The 22,020-nt window shown below is 38.8% G+C and carries 20 protein-coding genes; 13 read left to right on the forward strand and 7 right to left on the reverse strand.

The genetic code is table 11. The annotated features are described in order from the left end of the window. Positions 1–34 precede the first annotated feature (34 nt). Positions 35–703 carry a DsbA family protein gene (locus JEP36_RS10970; RefSeq protein WP_198620989.1) on the reverse strand — a complete coding sequence of 223 codons (669 nt, stop codon included), beginning with the start codon at positions 701–703 and terminating at the stop codon, positions 35–37. Then, positions 691–1,563 carry an MBL fold metallo-hydrolase gene (locus JEP36_RS10975; protein WP_198626078.1) on the reverse strand — a complete coding sequence of 291 codons (873 nt, stop codon included), beginning with the start codon at positions 1,561–1,563 and terminating at the stop codon, positions 691–693. Before JEP36_RS10975 ends, JEP36_RS10970 begins: the two co-directional genes overlap by 13 nt. A gap of 105 nt (positions 1,564–1,668) precedes the next feature. Here JEP36_RS10975 and JEP36_RS10980 point away from each other — a divergent pair, with 105 nt between their 5' ends. Then, on the forward strand, positions 1,669–2,589 hold the full coding sequence (locus JEP36_RS10980) for a LysR family transcriptional regulator (protein WP_198620987.1): 921 nt from the start codon (positions 1,669–1,671) through the stop codon (positions 2,587–2,589). Here the strand turns inward: JEP36_RS10980 and JEP36_RS10985 are convergent. Beyond that, positions 2,566–3,492, reverse strand: a complete 927-nt coding sequence (locus JEP36_RS10985; protein WP_198630195.1) for a LysR family transcriptional regulator — start codon at positions 3,490–3,492, stop codon at positions 2,566–2,568. The genes JEP36_RS10980 and JEP36_RS10985 overlap by 24 nt on opposite strands. Before the next feature lie 112 nt (positions 3,493–3,604). On the opposite strand from JEP36_RS10985, the gene lysA reads away from it, so the two are divergent. After that, positions 3,605–4,846: a diaminopimelate decarboxylase gene (lysA, locus tag JEP36_RS10990; RefSeq protein ID WP_198626079.1), complete on the forward strand. Its 1,242-nt coding sequence runs from the start codon at positions 3,605–3,607 to the stop codon at positions 4,844–4,846. Between the two features lie 109 nt (positions 4,847–4,955). Here the strand turns inward: lysA and fadE are convergent, their stop codons facing one another. Next, positions 4,956–7,403, reverse strand: coding sequence for an acyl-CoA dehydrogenase FadE (gene fadE, locus JEP36_RS10995; protein ID WP_198620984.1), 2,448 nt, complete (start codon positions 7,401–7,403; stop codon positions 4,956–4,958). 238 nt (positions 7,404–7,641) lie between these two features. Between fadE and lpcA the strand changes: the two genes are divergently transcribed. Together lpcA and JEP36_RS11005 are read left to right on the forward strand one after the other, a co-directional pair. Then, complete coding sequence (gene lpcA / locus JEP36_RS11000) at positions 7,642–8,220, forward strand: D-sedoheptulose 7-phosphate isomerase (RefSeq protein ID WP_006534804.1); 579 nt, start codon at positions 7,642–7,644, stop codon at positions 8,218–8,220. 53 nt (positions 8,221–8,273) lie between these two features. Beyond that, complete coding sequence (locus JEP36_RS11005) at positions 8,274–9,041, forward strand: class II glutamine amidotransferase (RefSeq protein WP_198630196.1); 768 nt, start codon at positions 8,274–8,276, stop codon at positions 9,039–9,041. On the opposite strand, the gene JEP36_RS11010 is transcribed toward JEP36_RS11005, so the two are convergent. Beyond that, entirely contained in the window at positions 9,012–9,779 is a 768-nt protein-coding gene (locus JEP36_RS11010; protein WP_198630197.1) for a L,D-transpeptidase family protein, read from the reverse strand. The genes JEP36_RS11005 and JEP36_RS11010 overlap by 30 nt on opposite strands. Before the next feature lie 415 nt (positions 9,780–10,194). On the opposite strand from JEP36_RS11010, the gene JEP36_RS11015 reads away from it, so the two are divergent. The 8 genes from JEP36_RS11015 (at position 10,195) to nqrM (ending at position 17,372) form a co-directional block, all read left to right on the forward strand. Beyond that, on the forward strand, positions 10,195–11,535 hold the full coding sequence (locus JEP36_RS11015; RefSeq protein ID WP_109373917.1) for a Na(+)-translocating NADH-quinone reductase subunit A: 1,341 nt from the start codon (positions 10,195–10,197) through the stop codon (positions 11,533–11,535). 3 nt (positions 11,536–11,538) lie between these two features. Continuing rightward, positions 11,539–12,777 carry an NADH:ubiquinone reductase (Na(+)-transporting) subunit B gene (locus JEP36_RS11020; RefSeq protein WP_023581003.1) on the forward strand — a complete coding sequence of 413 codons (1,239 nt, stop codon included), beginning with the start codon at positions 11,539–11,541 and terminating at the stop codon, positions 12,775–12,777. After that, on the forward strand, positions 12,770–13,555 hold the full coding sequence (locus JEP36_RS11025; protein ID WP_109373918.1) for a Na(+)-translocating NADH-quinone reductase subunit C: 786 nt from the start codon (positions 12,770–12,772) through the stop codon (positions 13,553–13,555). Before JEP36_RS11020 ends, JEP36_RS11025 begins: the two co-directional genes overlap by 8 nt. Beyond that, on the forward strand, positions 13,548–14,177 hold the full coding sequence (locus JEP36_RS11030) for an NADH:ubiquinone reductase (Na(+)-transporting) subunit D (RefSeq protein WP_088493503.1): 630 nt from the start codon (positions 13,548–13,550) through the stop codon (positions 14,175–14,177). The genes JEP36_RS11025 and JEP36_RS11030 overlap by 8 nt, the downstream gene beginning before the upstream one ends. Positions 14,178–14,182: 5 nt before the next feature. Further along, a complete protein-coding gene (gene nqrE / locus JEP36_RS11035) occupies positions 14,183–14,779 on the forward strand; it encodes an NADH:ubiquinone reductase (Na(+)-transporting) subunit E (protein WP_006534792.1) in 597 nt (198 codons plus the stop codon). Positions 14,780–14,795: 16 nt separating this feature from the next. Further along, a complete protein-coding gene (nqrF, locus tag JEP36_RS11040) occupies positions 14,796–16,022 on the forward strand; it encodes an NADH:ubiquinone reductase (Na(+)-transporting) subunit F (protein WP_109373919.1) in 1,227 nt (408 codons plus the stop codon). Positions 16,023–16,102: 80 nt separating this feature from the next. Next, positions 16,103–17,125, forward strand: a complete 1,023-nt coding sequence (locus tag JEP36_RS11045) for an FAD:protein FMN transferase (RefSeq protein ID WP_109373920.1) — start codon at positions 16,103–16,105, stop codon at positions 17,123–17,125. A 19-nt stretch (positions 17,126–17,144) separates the two neighbouring features. Further along, positions 17,145–17,372, forward strand: a complete 228-nt coding sequence (gene nqrM, locus JEP36_RS11050; protein ID WP_023580998.1) for a (Na+)-NQR maturation NqrM — start codon at positions 17,145–17,147, stop codon at positions 17,370–17,372. 95 nt (positions 17,373–17,467) lie between these two features. On the opposite strand, the gene JEP36_RS11055 is transcribed toward nqrM, so the two are convergent. Continuing rightward, entirely contained in the window at positions 17,468–18,340 is an 873-nt protein-coding gene (locus JEP36_RS11055; RefSeq protein ID WP_198626082.1) for a glycerophosphodiester phosphodiesterase family protein, read from the reverse strand. 233 nt (positions 18,341–18,573) lie between these two features. Here JEP36_RS11055 and dinB point away from each other — a divergent pair, with 233 nt between their 5' ends. Beyond that, a complete protein-coding gene (gene dinB / locus JEP36_RS11060) occupies positions 18,574–19,629 on the forward strand; it encodes a DNA polymerase IV (RefSeq protein WP_160230048.1) in 1,056 nt (351 codons plus the stop codon). Positions 19,630–19,706: 77 nt separating this feature from the next. Here the strand turns inward: dinB and JEP36_RS11065 are convergent, their stop codons facing one another. Then, positions 19,707–21,869, reverse strand: coding sequence for a TonB-dependent siderophore receptor (locus tag JEP36_RS11065; protein ID WP_198630198.1), 2,163 nt, complete (start codon positions 21,867–21,869; stop codon positions 19,707–19,709). Between the last annotated feature and the right edge of the window lie 151 nt (positions 21,870–22,020).

Below are 22,020 nucleotides of genomic sequence, written 5' to 3' on the forward strand. Positions count from 1 at the left end.
TGTGCGGAAATTAATCAGCACACTGAAAAGAAGATTATAGATTTTCTTTTATAAATTGCTGCCAACGTTTTGTATCACCTAAATATTTTTCAATCGATATCAGGCGATAACCTTGGTTATCTTCAATAAATAAAGTCGGAAAACCACGACCATTAACTTGGTGCATTAATTGTTGTGTTTGGTTTAAATGTTGCTGAACTTGGTTATTGCTGATGTCAGATAATAAGGATGCAAATTGTTCAACATCAAAGCCAAGTTTTTTCACAATAAATAGCAGTGTGTCTTTGTCACTGATATTTAAACCATCAAGATAATAGGCCTCTTGTAATGCTTTTAGTAAATAAACATCACGGTTTCCCATTTTTTCGGCAACAAGAATAGCTGAAATAGGTAGCAGTGAATTTAATACCATCTCCGTATTACCAAGGCAATCACGATACGCATGACTAAAAACTTGGCCAGATAATTGACTAATACGGTCATCAATTGGCGTGACATGCTCTTTCCATGATTGACCACCCGTTACTACTCTTGCGGGTGTAAACAATCCACCACCATGTAGCTTAATGGAATGTGGAAATGCATTGCTTACTGCTTCAATCAAAGGGGCAATGCCGTAGCACCAACCACAAAGAGGATCATAAATATAGTGCAATATTTTAGTACCTTGGGTATTACCTGTATTGCTTGCTACTGAGGCCACTGCATCTCTCCTTTTAGTACTTTTGCACTAAGCTCTAGGCTTGATTTATCTGCTAAATTCTGATGATTTTTTTCCATTGCTGCAATAAATTCATCTGAATTTTTTGTCTTTTCAAGATTTTTCTCAGCTTCAATTAGGTAATTCATTGTGAAGTCAACAGCTTGTAGGTCATATGTTGCTTTTGGTAAATAGTGACCAGGAATAACGGTTTTTGGGGATAGTGATTTTATTTGCTGCAATGCACTAACCCAATGTTGGCGTTCTGCCACAGTTTGGGTATCAGCCAACCAAACATGAATATTTTCAGAAACTAAAACACCACCCATTACTGCATTAAGTTTTGGAACATAAAGATATGTTCTATCTGGAGATTGTCCGTCTAAGCCTTTGACTGAAATGGTTTCACCTTCTAAAGAAAAACTATCACCTTTTAGTACTTCAGGAATGATAATTTTCTGAGGGGCATTTTCTTTAAGCACAGGCCCCCAGTAGGCAAGTTTTCCTGCTTGTGTTTCATTAATGGCTTTAATTGTGGGGGCGGTTGCAATCACTTTGGCATTTGGAAATGCATTAGTAATGACATCTAACCCAAAATAAAAATCAGGATCAGAATGGCTGATATAGATATAAGTCAGGTTTTTTCCAGAGGCTTTTATTTTATCAACCAGCGCTTGTGCATCATTTTTTTGAAATTGTGCATCAATTAATACGGCATCTTTATCGCCATAAATAATTTCAGAAGAGACAGGAAAAACACTCGCTTCTCCTGGGTTATAAATATCTAATGTTAAATCAGTTGCTAGCGCTGATGTTGCGAAGAATGCGGTAGTTGCAAGTGTTAAAGGAAGTAATTTTTTCATCTTTTGTTTTCTCCATAATGTTGTTGCTGACTATAATATGTTGCATAAAACAAGAGAAAAACCCTATTTTAGGCAATTGATTGTTGCGTAAATCGAGTAAATGAAATGGATAAAATAAAAGCATCAGAAGTGTTTGTAACCATTGTGAAGCAGGGAAGCATGATAAAAGCTGCTGATTATCTAGGTATGTCTAGAGCGATGGTGACGCGATATTTAAATGAAATGGAAGAGTGGGCAGGGGTGCGTTTATTGCATAGAACGACACGCAAACAAAGCCTAACATCAGTAGGTGAAATGGTATATGAACAGAGTTTACAGCTATTAGAAATGGCTGAACGTATTCCTGCCAATATTCCGAAAGAACGTCATCAAATCAGCGGGCTTGTTCGTATTACCAGTTCACAATCATTAGCAAATAGCATTTTGTCAGTGGCGATATGCGAGTTTATGCAACGTTATCCTTTAATTGCGGTTGATTTACAAATTACCAATCAAACCGTGAATTTGGTAGAAGAACGAATTGATATTGCATTGCGTATTACGAATCACCTTGAGCCTAATTTAATCGCACGCTCATTAGCGACATGTCTTTCAGTGGTGTGTGCTCATAAAGATTACTTAGCAAAAAAAGGTATACCTCAAACGCCAGATGAGCTTGCGCAGCATCAATGTTTAACTTACCGATTTTTTGGTCGTAGCTTGTGGGAATTTAATTTAGGTGATGAACGTTATTCAGTCCCTGTTGGCGGTAATTTAAGTGCAAATGAATCAGTTGTTTTATTGCAAGCTACGTTAAAAGGAGTCGGCATATCGCTACAACCTTATTATTCAGCCAAACCTTATCTTGAAAGCGGTGAATTAGAACAAGTTTTGGCTAACTATCAAGCTTTGCCGATGGGGATTTATGCAGTTTTAGCGAGTCGGCAAAATATGCCCGCAGCTGTCAGAGTATTGTTGGATTTCTTAGTTGAGTGGTTTTCATCATCACCTTACTGGCTTGCTTTATCGGGTAAAAGCTTGGGTTAATTGCTTAGGGTAATCTGATAATGTCTCTTTCATCACATCAATAAAATAGGAAACAAGTTGTGATGACGGGCGATGTGTTGGAGTAATTAAGCTGATGGTAAAGGGGATAGAAAAGCTTAAAGGACGAAGACAAATAGACTTATCTAAGTAATCAAGTGCGGTAATCGGGTTAACAATTGAAATGCCGATATTTTCACTCACCATTGCACAAATAGAGGCGGCGCTTTGTGTTTCCATCACTAGCTGTCGTGTAATTCCATCTTTAATAAAAACGGTATCAATCAATTGTCGGTAGCTATCATTGGCAGACAAGCTAATAAAACGCTGGCTTTGAAAATCAGCAGGATTTAACAATGGCTTTTTACACAATGGGTGTGATTTTGGAAAAACTGCAACTTCATTGAGTGTGAGTAGCGTTTCTTGTCGCGTTCCTGCTGGCGTTTGAGTGTGTTCAGTCAATCCTAAATCATAATGTTGAGCCGATAACCACTCCTCTAATAATGGGGATTCTTGCGGAACAATGGTTAAGTTAACATCAGGATATGTATCTAGAAATTGTCGGCAAATTGAAGGTAATAATGACTGAGCAAATGCGGGCAAGCAGGTGATATTCAATTCTGCTTGGTTAAAATGGCGAATATTTTCAGCTGCGTTAATTATTCTATCTAAGCCATAATAAGAACGCTGTACTTCCTCAAAAAAGCGTAACCCTTCAGTTGTGGGTTGTAAACGGCCTTTTATTCTATCAAATAATTTAAATGCTAATAGATGCTCAAGACGAGATAACTCTCTACTGACAGTGGGTTGTGATGTTTTCAGTAACTCTGCGGCTTCAGTTAGATTCTGAGTGGTCATCACTGCATGAAAAATTTCAATATGCCGCCAATTAAAAGGAGCTTTCATTGTCTATTCCTATATCACGGATGAATAGAGTGTAGCTTATTTGATATTTTTATTCCCTTGTAAGTTAATAAATAATGAATTTATTCCCCCGTGATTTTTATGAGTAGATAACATGACAACATCAATAACTATGGCTCAATACCAATTAGCACAAACTTATGGAACGCCATTATGGATTTATCAAGGCGATACGATTTCTCAGCGTATTGCTCAGCTTAAATCTTTTGATGTGGTTCGTTTTGCTCAAAAAGCCTGCTCCAATATTCATATATTACGTTTAATGAAAGCACAGGGTGTTAAAGTTGACTCTGTTTCATTAGGAGAGATTGAACGTGCTTTAGTTGCGGGTTATCAAGGAGGTAGAGAAAAAAGTGAGATTGTCTTTACGGCTGATTTACTTGATGAAAAAACCATTGAGCGTGTTGTTGAATTAGATATTCCTGTTAATGCTGGCTCCATTGATATGCTTCGTCAATTAGGTAAACGCAATCAAGGGCATGCGGTTTGGATAAGAATTAATCCTGGATTTGGTCATGGACATAGCCAAAAAACCAATACAGGCGGAGAAAACAGTAAGCATGGTATTTGGTATGAAGATGTGCCTGAAGCGTTAGCCGTGATCCAACAATACAATTTAACGCTAGTTGGTTTTCATATGCATATTGGCTCTGGTGTTGATTATCAACACCTTTCTAGTGTCTGTGATGCAATGGTAGAGCAAGTGCTTACCTCTCAAGTTGATATTCAGGCTATTTCGGCAGGAGGTGGATTGTCAACGCCTTATCAAGAGGGTGATGCGACAGTCGATTTGGATCATTATTTTTCTTTATGGGATAAGGCTCGTCAGCGTATTGCACAACACTTAGGACATTCTGTTGAGTTAGAAATCGAGCCAGGACGTTTTTTAGTGGCTGAGTCAGGGGTATTGATTTCACAAGTGAGAGCCGTTAAATCAATGGGAAGTCGTCATTATGTGCTGGTGGATGCTGGATTTAGTGATTTAATGCGCCCTGCAATGTATGGCAGTTATCATCAAATTTCAGTTTTAGATAGCCATGGTCAAATAAAACCAATGACAGAATTACAAGAGACGATTGTGGCTGGTCCTTTGTGTGAATCTGGAGATGTTTTTACTCAGCAGGAGGGAGGCACTGTTGTTCCTCGTTTATTACCTCAAGCACAGGTAGGTGATTATTTAGTTATTCATGATACTGGAGCTTATGGTGCTTCAATGTCATCAAATTATAATAGCCGACCACTTATTCCTGAAGTGTTGATAACAGAGGGCGTTCCCCAATTAATTCGTCGTCGTCAAACAATAGAAGAGTTATTAGCGTTGGAATTAGATCTCTAATTCATTTTTTTATTAAATATGCTTTCATTGAAAAATAAAAAACACCTCATGACAATTTTAGTGATGAGGTGTTTGTGTTTTATAGGGAAACATCTTCCCCTATATATTTTTAAGCGGCTTTATCTGTTTTGAGATTGTCAGCTTTCTGCTTTTTTGCAGGTACCGCCAATGCATCAAAGTCAAACTCATCAACATTGATACTCCGTAAGCGACTCTGTTCTGCTTTACGTAAGATATCGGCTTCTTCTTGAGTTACTCGTTTATCAGCCAGTGCTTTATCCGCTAATTTATCTAATTGAGTAAAGCTAAATTTCTTCTCATAGAGGCGGCAAATGCGGTCGAAAATAGGCTCAGCAGCTAAGATATCCAGTAGTGCTTCTTCCATTAAACCATGTGGATTATGCTCACTCGGTGTTAAGTACTGACCTCTACCAATGCGATCACGAGTCTCAGACGGTTGTTGGATAAGTTGTGCTACTTTGCTATCTAATTTATCTGATGGTAATTTTTGAGCTTTACCTAGTGGGAAAATAATTGCACGCATGGTGCCTGCGATAACACGGCTTGGAAAATTGCGTAGCAGTTCATCAATTGCATTTTCAGCTTGGTATAAGCACTCTTTTACGCTCCAATGTACGAGAGGTAAATCCGCGGTATGGCGACCTTCATCTTCATAACGCTTAAGCGCGGCAGAAGCGAGAAAAATATGACTTAATATGTCACCTAAACGTGCTGAAATACGCTCACGACGTTTTAAGCTTCCACCTAAAACTCCCATTGAAACATCAGACAATAGCGCCATATTGGCACTTAGGCGGTTAATTTGTTGATAATAACGACGGGTTTCATCATTAGTAGGAGAATTACTTAATCGACCATTAGTGATACCCAACCACAAACTACGTAAAGTATTACTTGCCACATGACCAATATGACCAAATAAAGCGCGGTCAAAATCATGTAGGTTATTGTCTCGTGCTGCTGCAATTTCATCTAATACATAAGGATGACAACGGATAGCACCTTGACCATAAATGATCATGCTACGAGTTAAAATATTGGCACCTTCAACAGTGATGGCAATTGGAGAGCCTTGATAAGAACGTGCGACAAAGTTTGATGGTCCAAGGCAGATCCCTTTACCACCCACGATATCCATTGCATCGATAACGCCACGTTGCGCTCGGTGAGTACAGTGATATTTGACGATAGCTGATAATACGGCGGGTTTTTCTCCTAGCATAATACCCGTAGTAATTAAGGTCGCTGCAGAATCTAAAAGATAGGCGTTACCAGCCAGACGTGCTAATGGCTCTTCAATACCTTCCATTTTGCCAATTGGAATTTTGAACTGACGACGGATACGAGAATAAGCACCAGCTGCCATTGCCACACTTTTTAATCCACCAGTAGAATTTGAAGGCAGAGTAATCCCTCGACCTACAGAGAGACATTCCACCAGCATTCTCCAACCTTGACCTGCCATTTTTGGCCCACCAATGATGTAATCGATAGGAACAAAAACATCTTTACCACGAGTTGGCCCATTCATAAATGGTACGTTCAATGGGAAATGACGATGACCGATTTCAACACCTTTGACATTAGTTGGAATTAACGCGCAGGTAATGCCTGGGTTCTCGTCATTACTTAATAGATGGTCAGGATCGCGTAATTTAAATGCTAATCCTAATACGGTCGCGATAGGAGCAAGAGTGATATAGCGTTTATTCCATGTTAAACGAAGGCCAAGCACTTGCTCTCCTTGCCATTCACCCATACAGACAACACCACTATCAGGAATAGCTCCTGCATCGGAACCCGCTTCAGGGCTTGTTAAGGCGAAACAAGGAATCTCATCCCCTTTGGCTAAGCCTGGTAAATAGCGTTTTTTCTGTTCATCAGTACCGTAGTGTTGCAGTAGCTCACCAGGACCTAAAGAGTTAGGTACACCAACGGTGATGGCTAAAATACCAGACACTCCTGACAGCTTTTGCAATACGCGTGATTGAGCGTAGGCTGAAAACTCTAACCCGCCGTACTCTTTTTTAATGATCATCGCAAAGAAGCGATTATCTTTAAGGTATTGCCAGATTTCAGGAGGTAAATCAGCTAATTCATGAGTGATTTCAAAGTCATTTGTCATGCGACAAACTTCTTCGACTGGGCCATCAAGGAAAGCTTGCTCTTCAGCTGTTAGCTGTGGTTTAGGGTAATTATGAAGTTGTTTCCAGTCGGGAGCACCACGGAACAACTCACCTTCCCACCATGTTGTACCTGCATCAATAGCTTCTTGTTCTGTTTTAGACATAGAAGGCATGACTTTTTGAAATGCTTTAAGTGCAGGTACTGAGATATAGGCTCTACGAATAGAAGGAATAGTAAAGGGTAATAAAACCAATGCAACGGGAAGGAGTAACCAGTAACTCCAAATATTGGCGACACCCATGACTAATGTATAAGCAATAAGCGCGAGGCTACTTACCGCGATACTGAATTTGCGATAACTAAGTAAGCCAATAAGAACGATAAAAAGTACGATACTGAGTAGTGTCATAATAAACTCCTGTATTTAGCAAGAGATCAGAGGTCAGACCTGTTGTTTGTTATTTAGATCTAATCTAGTCACTAACTTTTATCAATATATTTACATTCTAATTACAATATAGCTCACAAATTATTCGTAAATGAGAGAAGTTAGCATTTGTCTATAATAGGCATCTTCTTTCATGACATTTAATCCGTTACACTGAGAAACAGAAAATTTCGATTACCCTTTCTGGAGTAAAAATCCTATGTACCAAGATCTTATCCGTGGTGAATTAACAGAAGCAGCAGATACGCTATCTCGCTTTCTTCAAGATGACGCAAATATTGAAGCTATCCAAAAAGCTGCGGTGTTATTAGCAGATTCTTTTAAAGCAGGCGGTAAAGTATTATCTTGCGGTAATGGTGGCTCTCATTGTGATGCAATGCATTTTGCAGAAGAGCTAACTGGGCGCTATCGTGAAAATCGCCCTGGTTATCCTGCCATTGCTATTTCAGATGTAAGCCATATCTCATGTGTAAGTAATGATTTTGGCTATGAATATATCTTTTCTCGCTATGTTGAAGCTGTGGGTAAAGAAGGTGACGTTCTGCTGGGTATTTCAACCTCAGGCAATTCAGGCAATATCATCAAAGCAATTAGTGCTGCGCGTGAGAAAGGCATGAAAGTCATTACGCTAACGGGTAAAGATGGCGGAAAAATGGACGGTACAGCAGATATTGAAATTCGTGTACCTCATTTCGGTTACGCTGATCGTATTCAAGAAATTCATATTAAAGTTATCCATATTCTGATCCAATTAATTGAAAAAGAAATGGAAAAATAATTTGTTGATATTGCTATAAATTAGCAAGAAACATCGGCAAGAAGGAGTGAGCGATGTGTGAGTTGTTAGGCATGAGTGCAAATGTACCGACAGATATTAATTTCAGTCTAAGTGGATTAATTCCAAGAGGTGGTAAGACAGGGCCTCATAAAGATGGTTGGGGAATTACTTTCTACGAAGGGTTGGGATGTCGTACATTTAAAGATCCTCAAGCTAGTGCAATTTCACCAGTCGCTCGCTTTGTTCAAGAATACCCAATTAAATCAGAGGCTGTGATCGCTCATATTCGTCAAGCGAATCGAGGTAATGTCTCTTTAGAAAATACCCATCCTTTTACTCGTGAATTATGGGGAAAAAACTGGACTTATGCACATAATGGTCAACTAAAAGGTTATCAATCTCTTGATACGGGGCGTTTTAGAGCCATAGGGCAGACGGATAGTGAAAAAGCTTTTTGCTGGATCTTAAATCAGCTCGAAAATCGTTATAAAAGAACCCCTGTGAATTGGCCTGCTGTATTTCGTTTTATCGCTGTTTTAGCCTCTCAATTAAAGCAAAAAGGGGTTTTTAATATGCTGTTGTCAGATGGTCGATTTGTAATGGCATATTGTTCAACTAATTTACATTGGATTACGCGTAAAGCACCTTTCGGCAAAGCCAAATTACTTGATCAAGATGTAGAAATCGATTTCCAACAACACACACAATCAGATGATGTGGTTTCTGTTATTTCAACATTACCATTGACTGGAAATGAATCTTGGCAGCGTATTCCCGCTGGTGGGTTTGTCTTATTTGATCGTGGTGTGCGTATTCTGTAACCATTTGCTTTCACTATTTTTCGATAAGTTAAGGACAGGGTTTACACTATTAGGTGAAGTCAAAGTGCTATTAACGAAATAACGTCCATTTTGAACGGTAACAGATGGGATTTGTTTGCGTTCTTCAACATATTGGTAGGCTGGCATAAGCTGTTGCCAGAAATCCATATCTTTTGAATACTGATGTTTCTTCATATTTTCAGTGGTCATTTTAAATGGAAAAATATGAATATTAATCGTAGATTGACCACCTTGTAGCGCCAATTCAGCATACTGATAAATTTCATCCATCACAGAATCTGTCATTGCATAGCAACCAACCGATTTACAAGCCCCGTGGATCATTAAAAAATCGCCAGTGTATCCTTTTGATTTATCATATTGATTAGGAAATCCTAGGTTGATAGCTCGGTAAAATCGACTGTTCGGATTTAATTGTGAGAAATTAACCTGATAAAAACCCTCGGGGCTTTTTAAATCACCTTGAAACTTTTTAGGTCCAAGGCCTCCAGAATAGCTACAAATGGGGTAAGTACGTACTTTTTCTAATTGCCCATCTAATTTTTCCGTATAAAGTTCAAGTAAGCTTTCTTCTTTGAAAATCTGAATATAGATAGGCTGACCTGTACTTTTTTTAACAGGTTTCATTAGAAAACTTGAATTATTTTCAGCGTTAACAAATAAAGAAATTAACATTAATGTTAAAAAACTGATTAGTTGTTTTGCGTGACTGGTCATGGTTTTATCAGAAAAATAGCTTAAAATTTGTTGATAAAGTAGATCGTAGATTGCTATGAAGCAATAAATTTGTAAATTAAAATCTGATATGGTTTCTTTTCTTTTACAAAATATTCTGTATGAAATTTAAGCGCTCGTCGAAAAAGATGATATTTTAATTCGGTTTATACGAGTTATTAACGTTTCAGTCAAAATAATATTCCCATTTGCTTGAGCTAAATCACTCGAATAGTCAGACAGGTTTAGGCTGAGATGATAAAATTCAGTTCGGCAGAATAAGAGAAATAGTTAACAATTATCGGAGATAAATAACTTAGGGTTCAAAAACACCTTAAGATGTTTTTATTACAGAGTCGCTACATTTTCGGGGTGAATTTGTAGCTTAGGGTTTAACTGATAAACTTGTGCAAATCTTATGATTAAAATTAAAAAAGGACTCGACCTCCCAATTGCAGGAGCACCTGCCCAAGTGATAGAAGACGGACCCGCGATTCGACGCGTAGCATTGCTAGGTGAAGAATATGTCGGTATGCGTCCTTCTATGATGGTTTCGGAAGGTGAGCATGTAAAAAAAGGGCAAATTCTTTTTGAAGATAAAAAGAATGCCGGTGTCATTTTCACCAGCCCAGCTTGTGGTAAAGTCGTTGCAATTAACCGCGGCGAACGTCGTGTGTTCCAATCTATCGTTATCGAAATTGATGGCGACGAAGAAATCACCTTTAACCGTTATGATAGCTCAACGCTCTCAGACCTGACCCGTGAACAAGTTGAAACTAACCTCGTTAATTCGGGAATGTGGACTACATTAAGGACTCGTCCTTATAGCCGTACTCCGCGTTTAGGCACAACACCTGTCGCCATTTTTGTCTCTGCAATGGATACAAATCCGCTTGCAGCAGATCCTATGGTTATTATTGAACAAAATGAGAAGGCATTTAATGATGGTCTTGTTGTTTTAACTCGTTTAACCGAAGGCAAAGTCTATGTTTGTCATGGTGAAAAATCACCTACAAAATTAAATGATGGACAAATTAGCTATAACCAATTTGCAGGCCCACATCCAGCAGGATTAGTTGGTACGCATATCCATTTCTTAGAACCTGTGAGTGCTAAGAAAATGGTTTGGCATTTAAATTACCAAGATGTCATTGCTATTGGTTATTTGTTTACAACAGGTTCTTTATATACAGAGCGTGTTGTTGCATTAGCTGGCCCTCAAGTAAAAGCACCTCGTTTAGTGCGTACTCGTTTAGGGGCTGATCTCTATGAGTTAACTAAAGATCAATTAGTTGATGGTGAAAACCGCATTATTTCTGGCTCTGTATTATGGGGATGGAAATCTGATGAGGCTCATCACTATTTAGGTCGTTTCCATAACCAAGTTTCTGTATTACGCGAAGGCCGTGATAAAGAGTTATTTGGTTGGGGTATGCCGGGTAGCGATAAATTTTCTATCACTCGTACAACTATCGGTCACTTCTTAAAAAATAAACGCTTTGCATTTACAACCACAATGAATGGTGGCGAACGTTCAATGGTACCAATTGGTAACTATGAGCGTGTGATGCCGTTAGACATTATGGCAACGCATTTATTACGTGATTTAGTTGTAGGTGATACTGACAGTTCTCAAGCATTAGGTTGTTTGGAATTGGATGAAGAAGATTTGGGATTATGTACTTATGTTTGCCCAAGCAAATATGAGTATGGCCCAGCACTGCGCCAAGTATTGACCAAAATTGAGCAGGAAGGGTAACTCATGGGTTTGAAAAATTTATTTGAAAAAGTAGAGCACCATTTTGAGCCCGGTGGCAAATTAGCAAAATGGTACGTACTTTATGAAGCCGTTACCACGGTATTTTATACGCCAGGTACTGTCACGCGTAATGGTGGGCATGTTCGTGACACTATTGACCTAAAACGCATGATGATCTTAGTTTGGTTGGCTGTTTTCCCAGCAATGTTTTGGGGAATGTATAACGTCGGTCATCAAGCGATCCCAGCACTTAATCAGTTATATAGCGGTGCTGAATTACAGCAAATTATTGCTTCAGATTGGCACTATCGCCTCGCTGAATTTCTCGGCGCATCATTAACAACAGATGCTGGATGGGCAAGTAAGATGCTACTTGGTGCAACTTACTTTTTACCTATTTATCTTGTTGTTTTTGCGGTTGGTGGATTTTGGGAAGTTCTTTTTGCCTTTATTCGTGGTCATGAAATTAACGAAGGCTTCTTTGTTACATCAATCTTATTTGCCTTGATCGTACCGCCAACATTACCACTTTGGCAGGCTGCATTAGGTATTACGTTTGGTGTTGTTATCGCGAAAGAAATCTTTGGTGGTACAGGGCGTAACTTCTTAAACCCTGCATTAGCAGGTCGCGCATTCCTGTTCTTTGCCTATCCTGCTCAAATCTCAGGTGATCTGGTTTGGACTGCGGCTGATGGCTTCTCTGGTGCGACACCATTATCGCAATGGTCTGTATCGGGTGAAAGTGCATTATTAAATACCGTCACTCAACAACCAATCTCTTGGATGGATGCTTTCCTTGGATATATTCCAGGGTCGATCGGTGAAGTTTCAACACTGATGATTTTAATCGGCGGAGCTGTCATTCTTTTTGCTCGCATTGCTTCATGGCGTATTGTTGCTGGGGTAATGGTGGGCATGATTGCAATGTCATACCTGTTTAATTTTATCGGTTCAGATACTAATCCTCTCTTCTCAATGCCTTGGCACTGGCACTTAGTATTAGGTGGTTTTGCTTTCGGTATGATGTTTATGGCAACAGATCCAGTATCCGCATCGTTTACCGATAAAGGTAAATGGGCTTACGGTATTTTGATTGGCGTAATGGCTGTGCTTATTCGTGTCGTCAATCCGGCTTACCCAGAAGGTATGATGCTGGCAATCTTATTCGCAAACTTATTTGCACCACTGTTTGATTACGTGGTTGTTCAGGCGAATATTAAGCGGAGACAAGCTCGTGGCTAAAGAGAAAAACAAAGATAGCGTCGCAAGAACGTTCCTCGTTGTATTTATTCTATGTCTGGTGTGTTCCGTGGTAGTAGCAGGAGCCGCTGTTGGACTGAAGTCTAAACAAGAAGAACAAAAACTTCTTGATAAACAACGTAATATTCTTGATGTTGCGGGTCTGCTCGTACCTAAAATGAGTGCGACAGATGTACTGAAGGTGTATGACACTCGTATTAAAGCAAAAATTGTTAATTTCCAGACAGGTGAACTGACTGATAGTAAAGGCAGTTTTGATTTAAGTGCGGCTTTACGCAGTGATGACACTTCAATTGCATTATCGCCACAAGAAGATATCGCCAAAATTCGCCGTCGTGCTAATACAGCAGAAGTCTACTTTGTGCTTGATGAACAAGGCAAAACCACAGAAGTTGTTCTACCTGTTTATGGTTCTGGCTTATGGTCTGTGATGTATGCTTTCGTTGCGGTTGATATTGATGGTGTGACTTCTAAAGGCATTACCTATTATGCTCATGGTGAAACACCAGGCTTAGGTGGTGAAGTAGACAATCCACAATGGAAAGCACAATGGAAGGGTAAGCGCTTAATTAACGAACAAGGTACTCCTGCAATTAAGATAGTACGTAGTGGTACAACTGATAGCCCTTATGGTATTGATGGACTTTCTGGCGCGACACTGACCTCAAATGGTATCCAGCATATGTTCGATTTCTGGTTAGGTGAAAAAGGTTTCGGCCCATTCCTGAAAAAAGTTCGTGAAGGAGAGATCAATGGCTGATACAAAAGAAATTAAACGAGTTTTACTTGGGCCATTGTTAGATAACAACCCGATTGCCTTACAGGTATTAGGTGTGTGTTCTGCATTGGCTGTAACAACAAAACTTGAAACCGCATTAGTGATGACAATTGCGGTAACTTTGGTTACTGCATTTTCAAGCTTCTTTATTTCACTCATTCGTAATTACATACCAAGTAGTGTTCGTATTATTGTTCAAATGGCGATTATTGCTTCATTAGTTATCGTTGTTGACCAAATACTACAAGCTTATGCGTATGAAATTTCTAAGCAACTTTCTGTTTTCGTTGGTCTTATCATTACTAACTGTATTGTAATGGGACGTGCTGAAGCTTATGCGATGAAAGCACCTCCTGTTGAAAGCTTTATGGATGGTATTGGTAACGGCTTAGGATACGGCGTTATCTTGATCCTTGTTGGTTTTTTACGTGAACTTTTTGGTTCTGGTAAATTATTCGGCATTACAGTGATGGAGTCTGTCCAAAATGGTGGCTGGTATCAGCCAAACGGTTTATTCCTGTTAGCACCAAGTGCGTTCTTTATTATTGGCTTGCTAATTTGGGGATTACGTACATTAAAACCTGCACAGGTTGAAGAGGACTAATCGCCATGGAACATTATATAAGCCTGTTTGTTCGTGCTGTTTTTATTGAGAATATGGCGCTCGCATTCTTCTTAGGGATGTGTACATTCCTCGCCGTTTCTAAAAACGTAAAAACAGCTTTTGGATTAGGTATCGCTGTTACCGTTGTTCTAGGTCTTTCTGTACCGTTGAATAACTTGGTTTACAACTATGTGTTACGTGATAATGCATTAATGGAAGGTGTTGATTTAAGTTTCTTAAACTTTATCACTTTCATTGGTGTGATTGCGGCACTGGTACAAATCCTAGAAATGATTTTAGACCGTTATTTCCCTGCGCTGTATAACGCACTAGGGATCTTCTTGCCACTTATTACCGTTAACTGTGCCATTTTCGGTGGCGTGTCATTTATGGCACAACGTGACTATAACTTCAGTGAATCTATTGTTTATGGTTTCGGCTCTGGGATTGGTTGGATGTTAGCCATCGTATTACTGGCTTCTATCCGTGAGAAAATGAAGTACGCGGATGTACCGGCAGGTATGAAAGGGTTAGGCGTTACTTTTGTCACCACAGGGTTGATGGCATTAGGTTTCATGTCCTTCTCTGGTGTTCAGCTATAAAGGGTGAGAAGAACTCATGGATATAATTATTCTAGGTGTCGTGATGTTTACCCTGATTGTATTGGTATTAACAGCGTTGATTTTGTTCGCAAAATCAAAACTGGTCAATACAGGGGATATTTCAGTTGAGGTCAATGGAGACCCAGACAAAAGTTTTGATGCACCAGCAGGTGATAAATTACTTAACGTACTATCAAACGAAGGTATTTTTATTTCATCAGCTTGCGGTGGCGGTGGCTCTTGTGGTCAGTGCCGCGTTAAAGTGCTGGAAGGTGGCGGTGATATTTTACCGACAGAACTTTCACATATTAATAAGCGTGAAGCTAAAGAAGGTTGTCGTTTAGCGTGTCAGGTAAACGTAAAAAACAACCTGAAATTAGAATTACCGGAAGAAATCTTTGGTGTTAAAAAGTGGGAATGTGAAGTTATCTCAAATGATAATAAAGCCACTTTTATTAAAGAATTAGTGTTAAAAATCCCTGAAGGTGAGGTTGTACCTTTCCGTGCAGGTGGATTTATTCAAATCGAATGTCCTCCTCATACGGTACGTTATGAAGATTTTGATGTACCAGAAGAGTATCGTGAAGATTGGGATAAATTTAATTTGTTCCGCTATGTTTCTGATGTTAAAGAAACCACTGTACGTGCTTATTCAATGGCGAACTATCCAGAAGAGCATGGCATCATCATGTTAAACGTGCGTATTGCAACACCTCCGCCACGTAATCCTGATGTGCCACCAGGAATTATGTCATCATATATTTGGTCATTAAAACCAGGTGATAAGGTGACGATTTCAGGGCCATTTGGTGAATTCTTTGCTAAGAAAACTGATGCTGAAATGATCTTTATTGGTGGTGGTGCAGGTATGGCACCAATGCGCTCACACATTTTTGATCAATTAAAACGCTTACATTCTAAACGTAAAATCAGCTTCTGGTATGGTGCGCGTTCTGTTCGTGAAATGTTCTACACAGAAGATTTCGACATGCTCGCGAGAGAGAACGAAAACTTCACATGGAATGTCGCGCTTTCAGATGCATTGCCTGAAGATAATTGGACTGGCTATACTGGATTTATTCACAATGTGTTGTTTGAAAACTACCTCAAAAATCATCCAGCACCAGAAGACTGTGAATTCTATATGTGTGGACCGCCAGTGATGAATGCAGCAGTTATTAAAATGCTCAAAGACTTAGGCGTTGAAGATGAAAACATTATGCTGGATGACTTTGGGGGTTGATCCTAACTTCCGATAAAGCATAAATGAATGAAATGACAAGCGCCCACTTATGTGGGCGCTCATGATCAGAAGAGAGAGTTATGTTAAAAAGAAAGATGATAAATTGGATAGTGATGCTGTCTGCATTAGTTCTATTATCTGCATGTGGTGAAAAGCAGCAGGTATTAGAAGGTGAAACCATGGGAACTTATTACTCGATTAAATATGTTCCTGACAGTAATTCACCTCCACAAAACGTCTTACAAACAGAGATTGATCGTATCCTTGAAGAAGTTAACGATCAAATGTCAACATATCGTCCTCATTCTGAACTCAGTCGTTTCAATCAAAGCCGTGAAATTAATACCCCATTTCCTGTTTCACCCGCGACAGCTAAAGTAGTCAGTGAAGCTATCCGTATTAATAAAATAACAGATGGTGCTTTAGATGTGACCGTTGGACCGTTAGTTAATTTATGGGGATTTGGCCCAGAAGGCCGATTTACGCATCAACCTTCTGAAGATGAATTAGAAAAACGTAAACAGTGGATTGGAATTGATTACCTTGCTGTTGAAGGTAATACATTAATTAAGAAGATCCCTGAGCTTTATGTCGATCTATCTTCGATTGCTAAAGGCTATGGCGTTGATGCTGTGGCTGAATATTTAATTTCACAGAATATTACTAACTATATGGTTGATATTGGTGGTGAAGTAAGAACCCAAGGCGTGAATGGTAATGACAAGCTTTGGCGTATAGCGATTGAAAAACCAGCAAATGACGGCACAAAACAGAGTGTTCAGTTAATTATTGAACCAGGTGATAACTCAATAGCCACTTCTGGTGATTATCGTAACTATTTTGAAGAGAATGGTGTCCGTTTTTCTCATACTATTGACCCAACCACAGGTCATCCTATTAAACATAACCTTGTTTCTATTACTGTGATTGTGCCAACTTGCATGAGCGCAGATGGTCTTTCGACAGGATTGAATGTTTTAGGGCCTGAAAAAGGGTTAGCAGTAGCAAACGAGCTAAATATTCCTGTCTTTATGATAGTGAAAACTGAAAATGGGTTTGAAGAGCGTTATAGTAAAGCATTCGCCCCGTTCTTGAAAAAGTAGAATTTAAGGAGAGAAGGTTATGTTAAAAATATTTCTATTTGCCTTCATCTTATTCTTGATTGCTTTCTTTGGTATGGCGTTAGGCTATATTGTAAAACGTAAAAGCCTTCAAGGTAGCTGTGGCGGTTTAGGTGCTATGGGCATAGAAAAAGAGTGTGATTGCCCCGAACCTTGTGATGCACGTAAAAAACGTATGGCAAAAGATGCAGCAAGAGAAGAATTGCTTAATAAAAATAGAATTCTTTAAGTAAGATATAAAAATAAAAAAAGAGTGGTGTATATATTTACATCACTCTTTTTTATTTTCTTCTTTCTGAAGAAGCGAAGCTAAAAGCTAGGGGCTTACTCTTTTCTAAATGCTTTCATCTTTGCGGGTGAATCGACCATAACTGCATCAGCACCTAATTCTGTGGCTTGAATAAAATCTTTCTCTGTATTGATCCCAAAAAGAACAATATGAGCATTGCCACCAGCACGAAAACAAGACATAGCGTCTTTATCCCAACTTAGAACCGATGCTGAGCGTGCTTCACCTAATGTGTATTTCTCAACAACTTCTACTTTGCGGTGAAGCTCAAGCCCATACCAACGAGTAATATCTAAATTTTCAGGTAGTAGGCAAATATGGCTCATTGTGATATTGGCTAAAATATCACGAGTAATATCACGACTTTCAAAACGTTGTACATTAGTTGATAAGGCGTCAAGAAATGCAGTATTTGTAGAATAAACGCGAGTTCTATCCAGTGCGTTATGATTATGAAGTACGGTGGTTAATGCTTCAGCTTGGATTGCAGGATCAGCATCTGGTGATTTTAAATCAAGATAAAACTGTGTTGTAGGGAATTGAGTTAATATCTCATCCAATGTCGGAATGGTGACACCTTTATTTCGATAAGGAAATTGTTGTGCTTCACCAAATTTATAGCCAGCATCCCATTGTTTAAGTTGCTGTGCCGTAAAGTCAGAAACACTACCTTGCCCATTTGTTAAGCTTTTTAAATCACTAGGACGATAAAGGACAGGAATATTATCTTTCGATAATTGAATAGTGATCCAAATTGCATCAGCTTGATTAGAGAGGGCTGTTTTTATAGCAATTTCAGTATTTTCAGGGGCATCAGCTGTGCCACCACGATGTGCGATAATTTTAGGAGATGCCATAAGAATTACAGAATAAAAAAAGAGAGAAATAGCGATAAATAATTTGATCATGAAAAATTATTTCCTTGTTTTATATATAGTTACAAAACAATATTTAAAATTAATGTAATTAATCAGCGAGCTAAAACAATCTATCACCACTTTGTGACAATTCTATAAATAAACAGACTAATTCAGATTTTTATGAGAAATACACCTCAATAGAGGGAGATGAGAAGGAATAAAAATTGTAGTTAATATTTATTTACTGTATATTTAAACAGTAAATGAGGCGAGGTGATTGTATGCGTAAAATTATTCATGTTGATATGGATTGTTTTTATGCTGCGATTGAAATGCGAGATAATCCAGCACTAAAAGAGATCCCAATTGCGGTTGGAGGCAATGCTTCTAGCCGAGGTGTGATCTGCACGGCGAATTATCCTGCTCGTCGTTTTGGCGTCCGTAGTGCTATGTCAACGGCGACAGCGTTGAAGTTATGTCCTCACTTAAAAGTTTTACCCGGCAGAATGCCTCTTTATAAAGAGACATCAGCAAAGATCCGCCAAATTTTTTCTCGTTATACCCACCTTATTGAACCTCTTTCACTCGATGAAGCTTATCTTGATGTATCTGACAGTAAGCATTGTCATGGTTCTGCAACGTTGATCGCTCAAGAAATTCGCCAACAAATTTTTGATGAGTTAAATCTTACTGCATCCGCAGGCATTGCACCGATTAAATTTCTCGCCAAAATTGCCTCTGATATCAACAAACCAAATGGGCAATTTGTTATAACACCAGAGCAAGTCGATGATTTTATTTTAAAATTACCGCTTAACAAAATACCAGGTGTAGGTAAGGTGACATTTGCTCGCTTGCAAGAAATGGGCTTAGAAACGTGTGCTGATATTCGCCGTACTGATGTCATTTCTTTAGTAAAAGTATTTGGGAAATTTGGTCAAAATTTATGGGAACGCAGTCATGGCATCGATGAGCGTGAAATTAACCCTGATAGACTTAGAAAATCAGTCGGAGTTGAACGTACTTTTGCTTCAGATATTAATTCTTGGGATGATTGCTTGGCATTACTTGACGGATTATATAGCGAATTAGAACGGCGACTAACAAAAGTGAAACCCGATTTAAGGATAGCAAGGCAAGGCGTTAAACTAAAATTTGATGATTTTCAATTAACGACACAAGAGCATACTCATCCTATTTTAGAAAAAGCCGATTTAATAAATATTGCCTACCAAGCATGGCATGAGCGCCGAAATGGCAGAGGTGTGCGATTAATCGGATTTCATGTCACCTTACAAGATCCGCAAATAGAACGACAACTTCTTTTAGCACTGTAAGAATTAAAAAAACCATAGCCGATCAACAGACAGGCTATGGCTAACGTAGTTAATTTATGTAGTTAATCTATATAGTCTTACCAGCGATAATTCATTGTTGCTGTCATTGTTCTGCCGATCCCATAAAAACATGCAGTATCACCAGCACAAGATGCAACATAGTGTTTATTCGCAATATTATTCATATTAAGCTGAATTTCAGCACCTTTTAAAGAAGGTGATAGCTCACCTAATGAATAGCCAATCATGGCATCATAAAGCGTAACTGCGGGCACACTGACTGTATTTTTGGTATCACCTTGAGATACGCCAACATATCGCACGCCAAAGCCTGCTTTAGAGCCATTAAATAGCCCTGATGTTTCATCATATTGACCCCAAAATGATGCCATGTGCTTAGGAACTCTAGGGAGTTCTTTTCCCTGTGTTCCCGCAATAATGGTTTTTCTTACTTCAGTATCGGTATAAGCATAACTGCTGATAAATGAAATATTTTCAGTTAATTGGCTATTAATTTGCGCTTCAACACCACGACTTCTAATTTCACCCACTGGTTCAAAATACGCTTTTTCAGCATTGTAGTTGGTTACATTGCGTTGCTGTAATTGATAAACAGAGAGTGTTGCCAATGTTTGTTCATTTGGTGTGAGGTATTTAATTCCAGCTTCTAATTGACGACCTTCGCTAGGCTCAAAAGGGGCACTTCCTGGTGCGCGGCGAGTTTGTAAATTAGGTTCAAACGAGGTGCTATAACTAATATAAGGAGAAATACCATTATCAAAAGAATATAAAAGCCCTGCGCGACCCGTTAACTTATGATCATCTTGTTGAACATAGCTTTTAGCTAAGAAATCATGAGTCCGAACTTGAGCCCAATCTTGGCGTAAGCCTGCAAGTAAGATCCAATTTTTCCATTGGATCTGATCTTGTAGATACAACCCGATTTGATCACGTTTTTGTCGCTGATCGGTTGCGGGTTTTTGTAAGCTCATATCAATTGGATAGTGATAATTAGGATCACGCCAATCAAGATCGTACTCGGGGCCCATTGCACGAAGTAAATTATCTTGATCTTTACTCCACTGATAATCAATACCAGCAATCACAGTATGATTAAGTTTTGCAGTAGCAAAGTCAGCTTGTAAGCGAGTATCTATTCCTAAAGTATCTGTTTCTCGCTGCTCTTGTTGAGCTCGGCGCTCAAGAATATAAGGGTTATCTTTTCTTAAAGAACCAAAAACAAGATATTTATATTTTTGATTAATATGGCTGTATCGAGCATTTTGTACAATTTTTAGTGTGTCATTAAATTCGTGTTCGAATTCATAACCTATACCATATTGCTGGCGCCATGATTTATGGTAATCGGGATTGTTGACATCAAAATCAAAGGGAATAGTACCTTCTGGCGTACTTTTTACTGTACCGTAAGCGGGTAAAAAATTACGATAACCGGCTTCAGGCTCTTGCTGAATAAAGCTTAATAATGTTAAACGTGTTTGTTCATTCGGTAAAAAGGTAATGGCAGGAGCGAGCGCAAAACGCTCTTCTTTATAATTTTTTATTTGGGTATGTTGTGTTTTAGCAATACCATTTAGGCGATAAAGAACTCGATTATCATCACTCAATGTACCCGAAAAATCAAAAGCGGTTTCTGCTAATTTATCATTACCTGCACGTACTTGAATGTGACGAATAGGGGATGCAGTTGGTCTTTTACTTGTCATTGCAACAAGGCCACCTGGGTTTACTTGGCCATAAAGAACAGATGCAGGTCCTCTAACAACTTCAACACGCTCTAATAACCATGGATCAATTGCGCCAGTTGACGATGAAGCTCCCATTCCATAACTTAATCCATCAAGAAAGCGTGGTGCATAACTGTATCCACGAATAAAAACCTCATCATTACGATTAGAACTTCCACGATATTCTGTGAAAACTCCAGGTGTATAACGTAACGCCTGAGAAACTGAGCTGACATCTTGAGCGTCCATTTGATCACGGGTGATCACGCTAATGGATTGTGGTGTTTTTTCAATTTCAGTCAGTGTTTTATTTGTTGATAATGTTTTTGTTGCCACAAAACCTGAAACAGGCGCTTGTGGATCTTGTGATGAAGTTGCTGTCACAACTATTTTTTCAGGCGTATTTTGATTAACTGCTGCATGAATTTGAACAGATAACAGACTTAGCGGTAAGGCGAGTAAGACGCTAACAGCATAATTTTTATTAGACACAATCGATCCCTTTGAATTTTTTATTTTTAACTTTAACTGCGGAGCAGTGAAAATATCACTCATTAAACATTAATGCTAATGATAATAATTAGCATTCTATAAATTATGATATTTAAGGGAAATTCATTGAGAATGAGAGAGAAATGATTTT

Source organism: Proteus sp. PR00208 (genome assembly GCF_016238545.1).
GTDB lineage: Bacteria > Pseudomonadota > Gammaproteobacteria > Enterobacterales > Enterobacteriaceae > Proteus.

What these genes read in the sequence shown, in the direction of transcription:
- JEP36_RS10985 (WP_198630195.1), bottom strand. Translation starts at nt 3,492, where the DNA reads ATGAAAGCTCCTTTTAATTGGCGGCATATTGAAATTTTTCATGCAGTG.
- fadE (WP_198620984.1), bottom strand. Translation starts at nt 7,403, where the DNA reads ATGACACTACTCAGTATCGTACTTTTTATCGTTCTTATTGGCTTACTT.
- JEP36_RS11045 (WP_109373920.1), top strand. Translation starts at nt 16,103, where the DNA reads ATGTTAAAAAGAAAGATGATAAATTGGATAGTGATGCTGTCTGCATTA.
- nqrM (WP_023580998.1), top strand. Translation starts at nt 17,145, where the DNA reads ATGTTAAAAATATTTCTATTTGCCTTCATCTTATTCTTGATTGCTTTC.
- JEP36_RS11020 (WP_023581003.1), top strand. Translation starts at nt 11,539, where the DNA reads ATGGGTTTGAAAAATTTATTTGAAAAAGTAGAGCACCATTTTGAGCCC.
- JEP36_RS11005 (WP_198630196.1), top strand. Translation starts at nt 8,274, where the DNA reads ATGTGTGAGTTGTTAGGCATGAGTGCAAATGTACCGACAGATATTAAT.
- dinB (WP_160230048.1), top strand. Translation starts at nt 18,574, where the DNA reads ATGCGTAAAATTATTCATGTTGATATGGATTGTTTTTATGCTGCGATT.
- nqrE (WP_006534792.1), top strand. Translation starts at nt 14,183, where the DNA reads ATGGAACATTATATAAGCCTGTTTGTTCGTGCTGTTTTTATTGAGAAT.
- JEP36_RS11055 (WP_198626082.1), bottom strand. Translation starts at nt 18,340, where the DNA reads ATGATCAAATTATTTATCGCTATTTCTCTCTTTTTTTATTCTGTAATT.
- lpcA (WP_006534804.1), top strand. Translation starts at nt 7,642, where the DNA reads ATGTACCAAGATCTTATCCGTGGTGAATTAACAGAAGCAGCAGATACG.
- JEP36_RS11010 (WP_198630197.1), bottom strand. Translation starts at nt 9,779, where the DNA reads ATGACCAGTCACGCAAAACAACTAATCAGTTTTTTAACATTAATGTTA.
- JEP36_RS10975 (WP_198626078.1), bottom strand. Translation starts at nt 1,563, where the DNA reads ATGAAAAAATTACTTCCTTTAACACTTGCAACTACCGCATTCTTCGCA.
- lysA (WP_198626079.1), top strand. Translation starts at nt 3,605, where the DNA reads ATGACAACATCAATAACTATGGCTCAATACCAATTAGCACAAACTTAT.
- JEP36_RS11015 (WP_109373917.1), top strand. Translation starts at nt 10,195, where the DNA reads ATGATTAAAATTAAAAAAGGACTCGACCTCCCAATTGCAGGAGCACCT.
- JEP36_RS11030 (WP_088493503.1), top strand. Translation starts at nt 13,548, where the DNA reads ATGGCTGATACAAAAGAAATTAAACGAGTTTTACTTGGGCCATTGTTA.
- JEP36_RS10980 (WP_198620987.1), top strand. Translation starts at nt 1,669, where the DNA reads ATGGATAAAATAAAAGCATCAGAAGTGTTTGTAACCATTGTGAAGCAG.
- nqrF (WP_109373919.1), top strand. Translation starts at nt 14,796, where the DNA reads ATGGATATAATTATTCTAGGTGTCGTGATGTTTACCCTGATTGTATTG.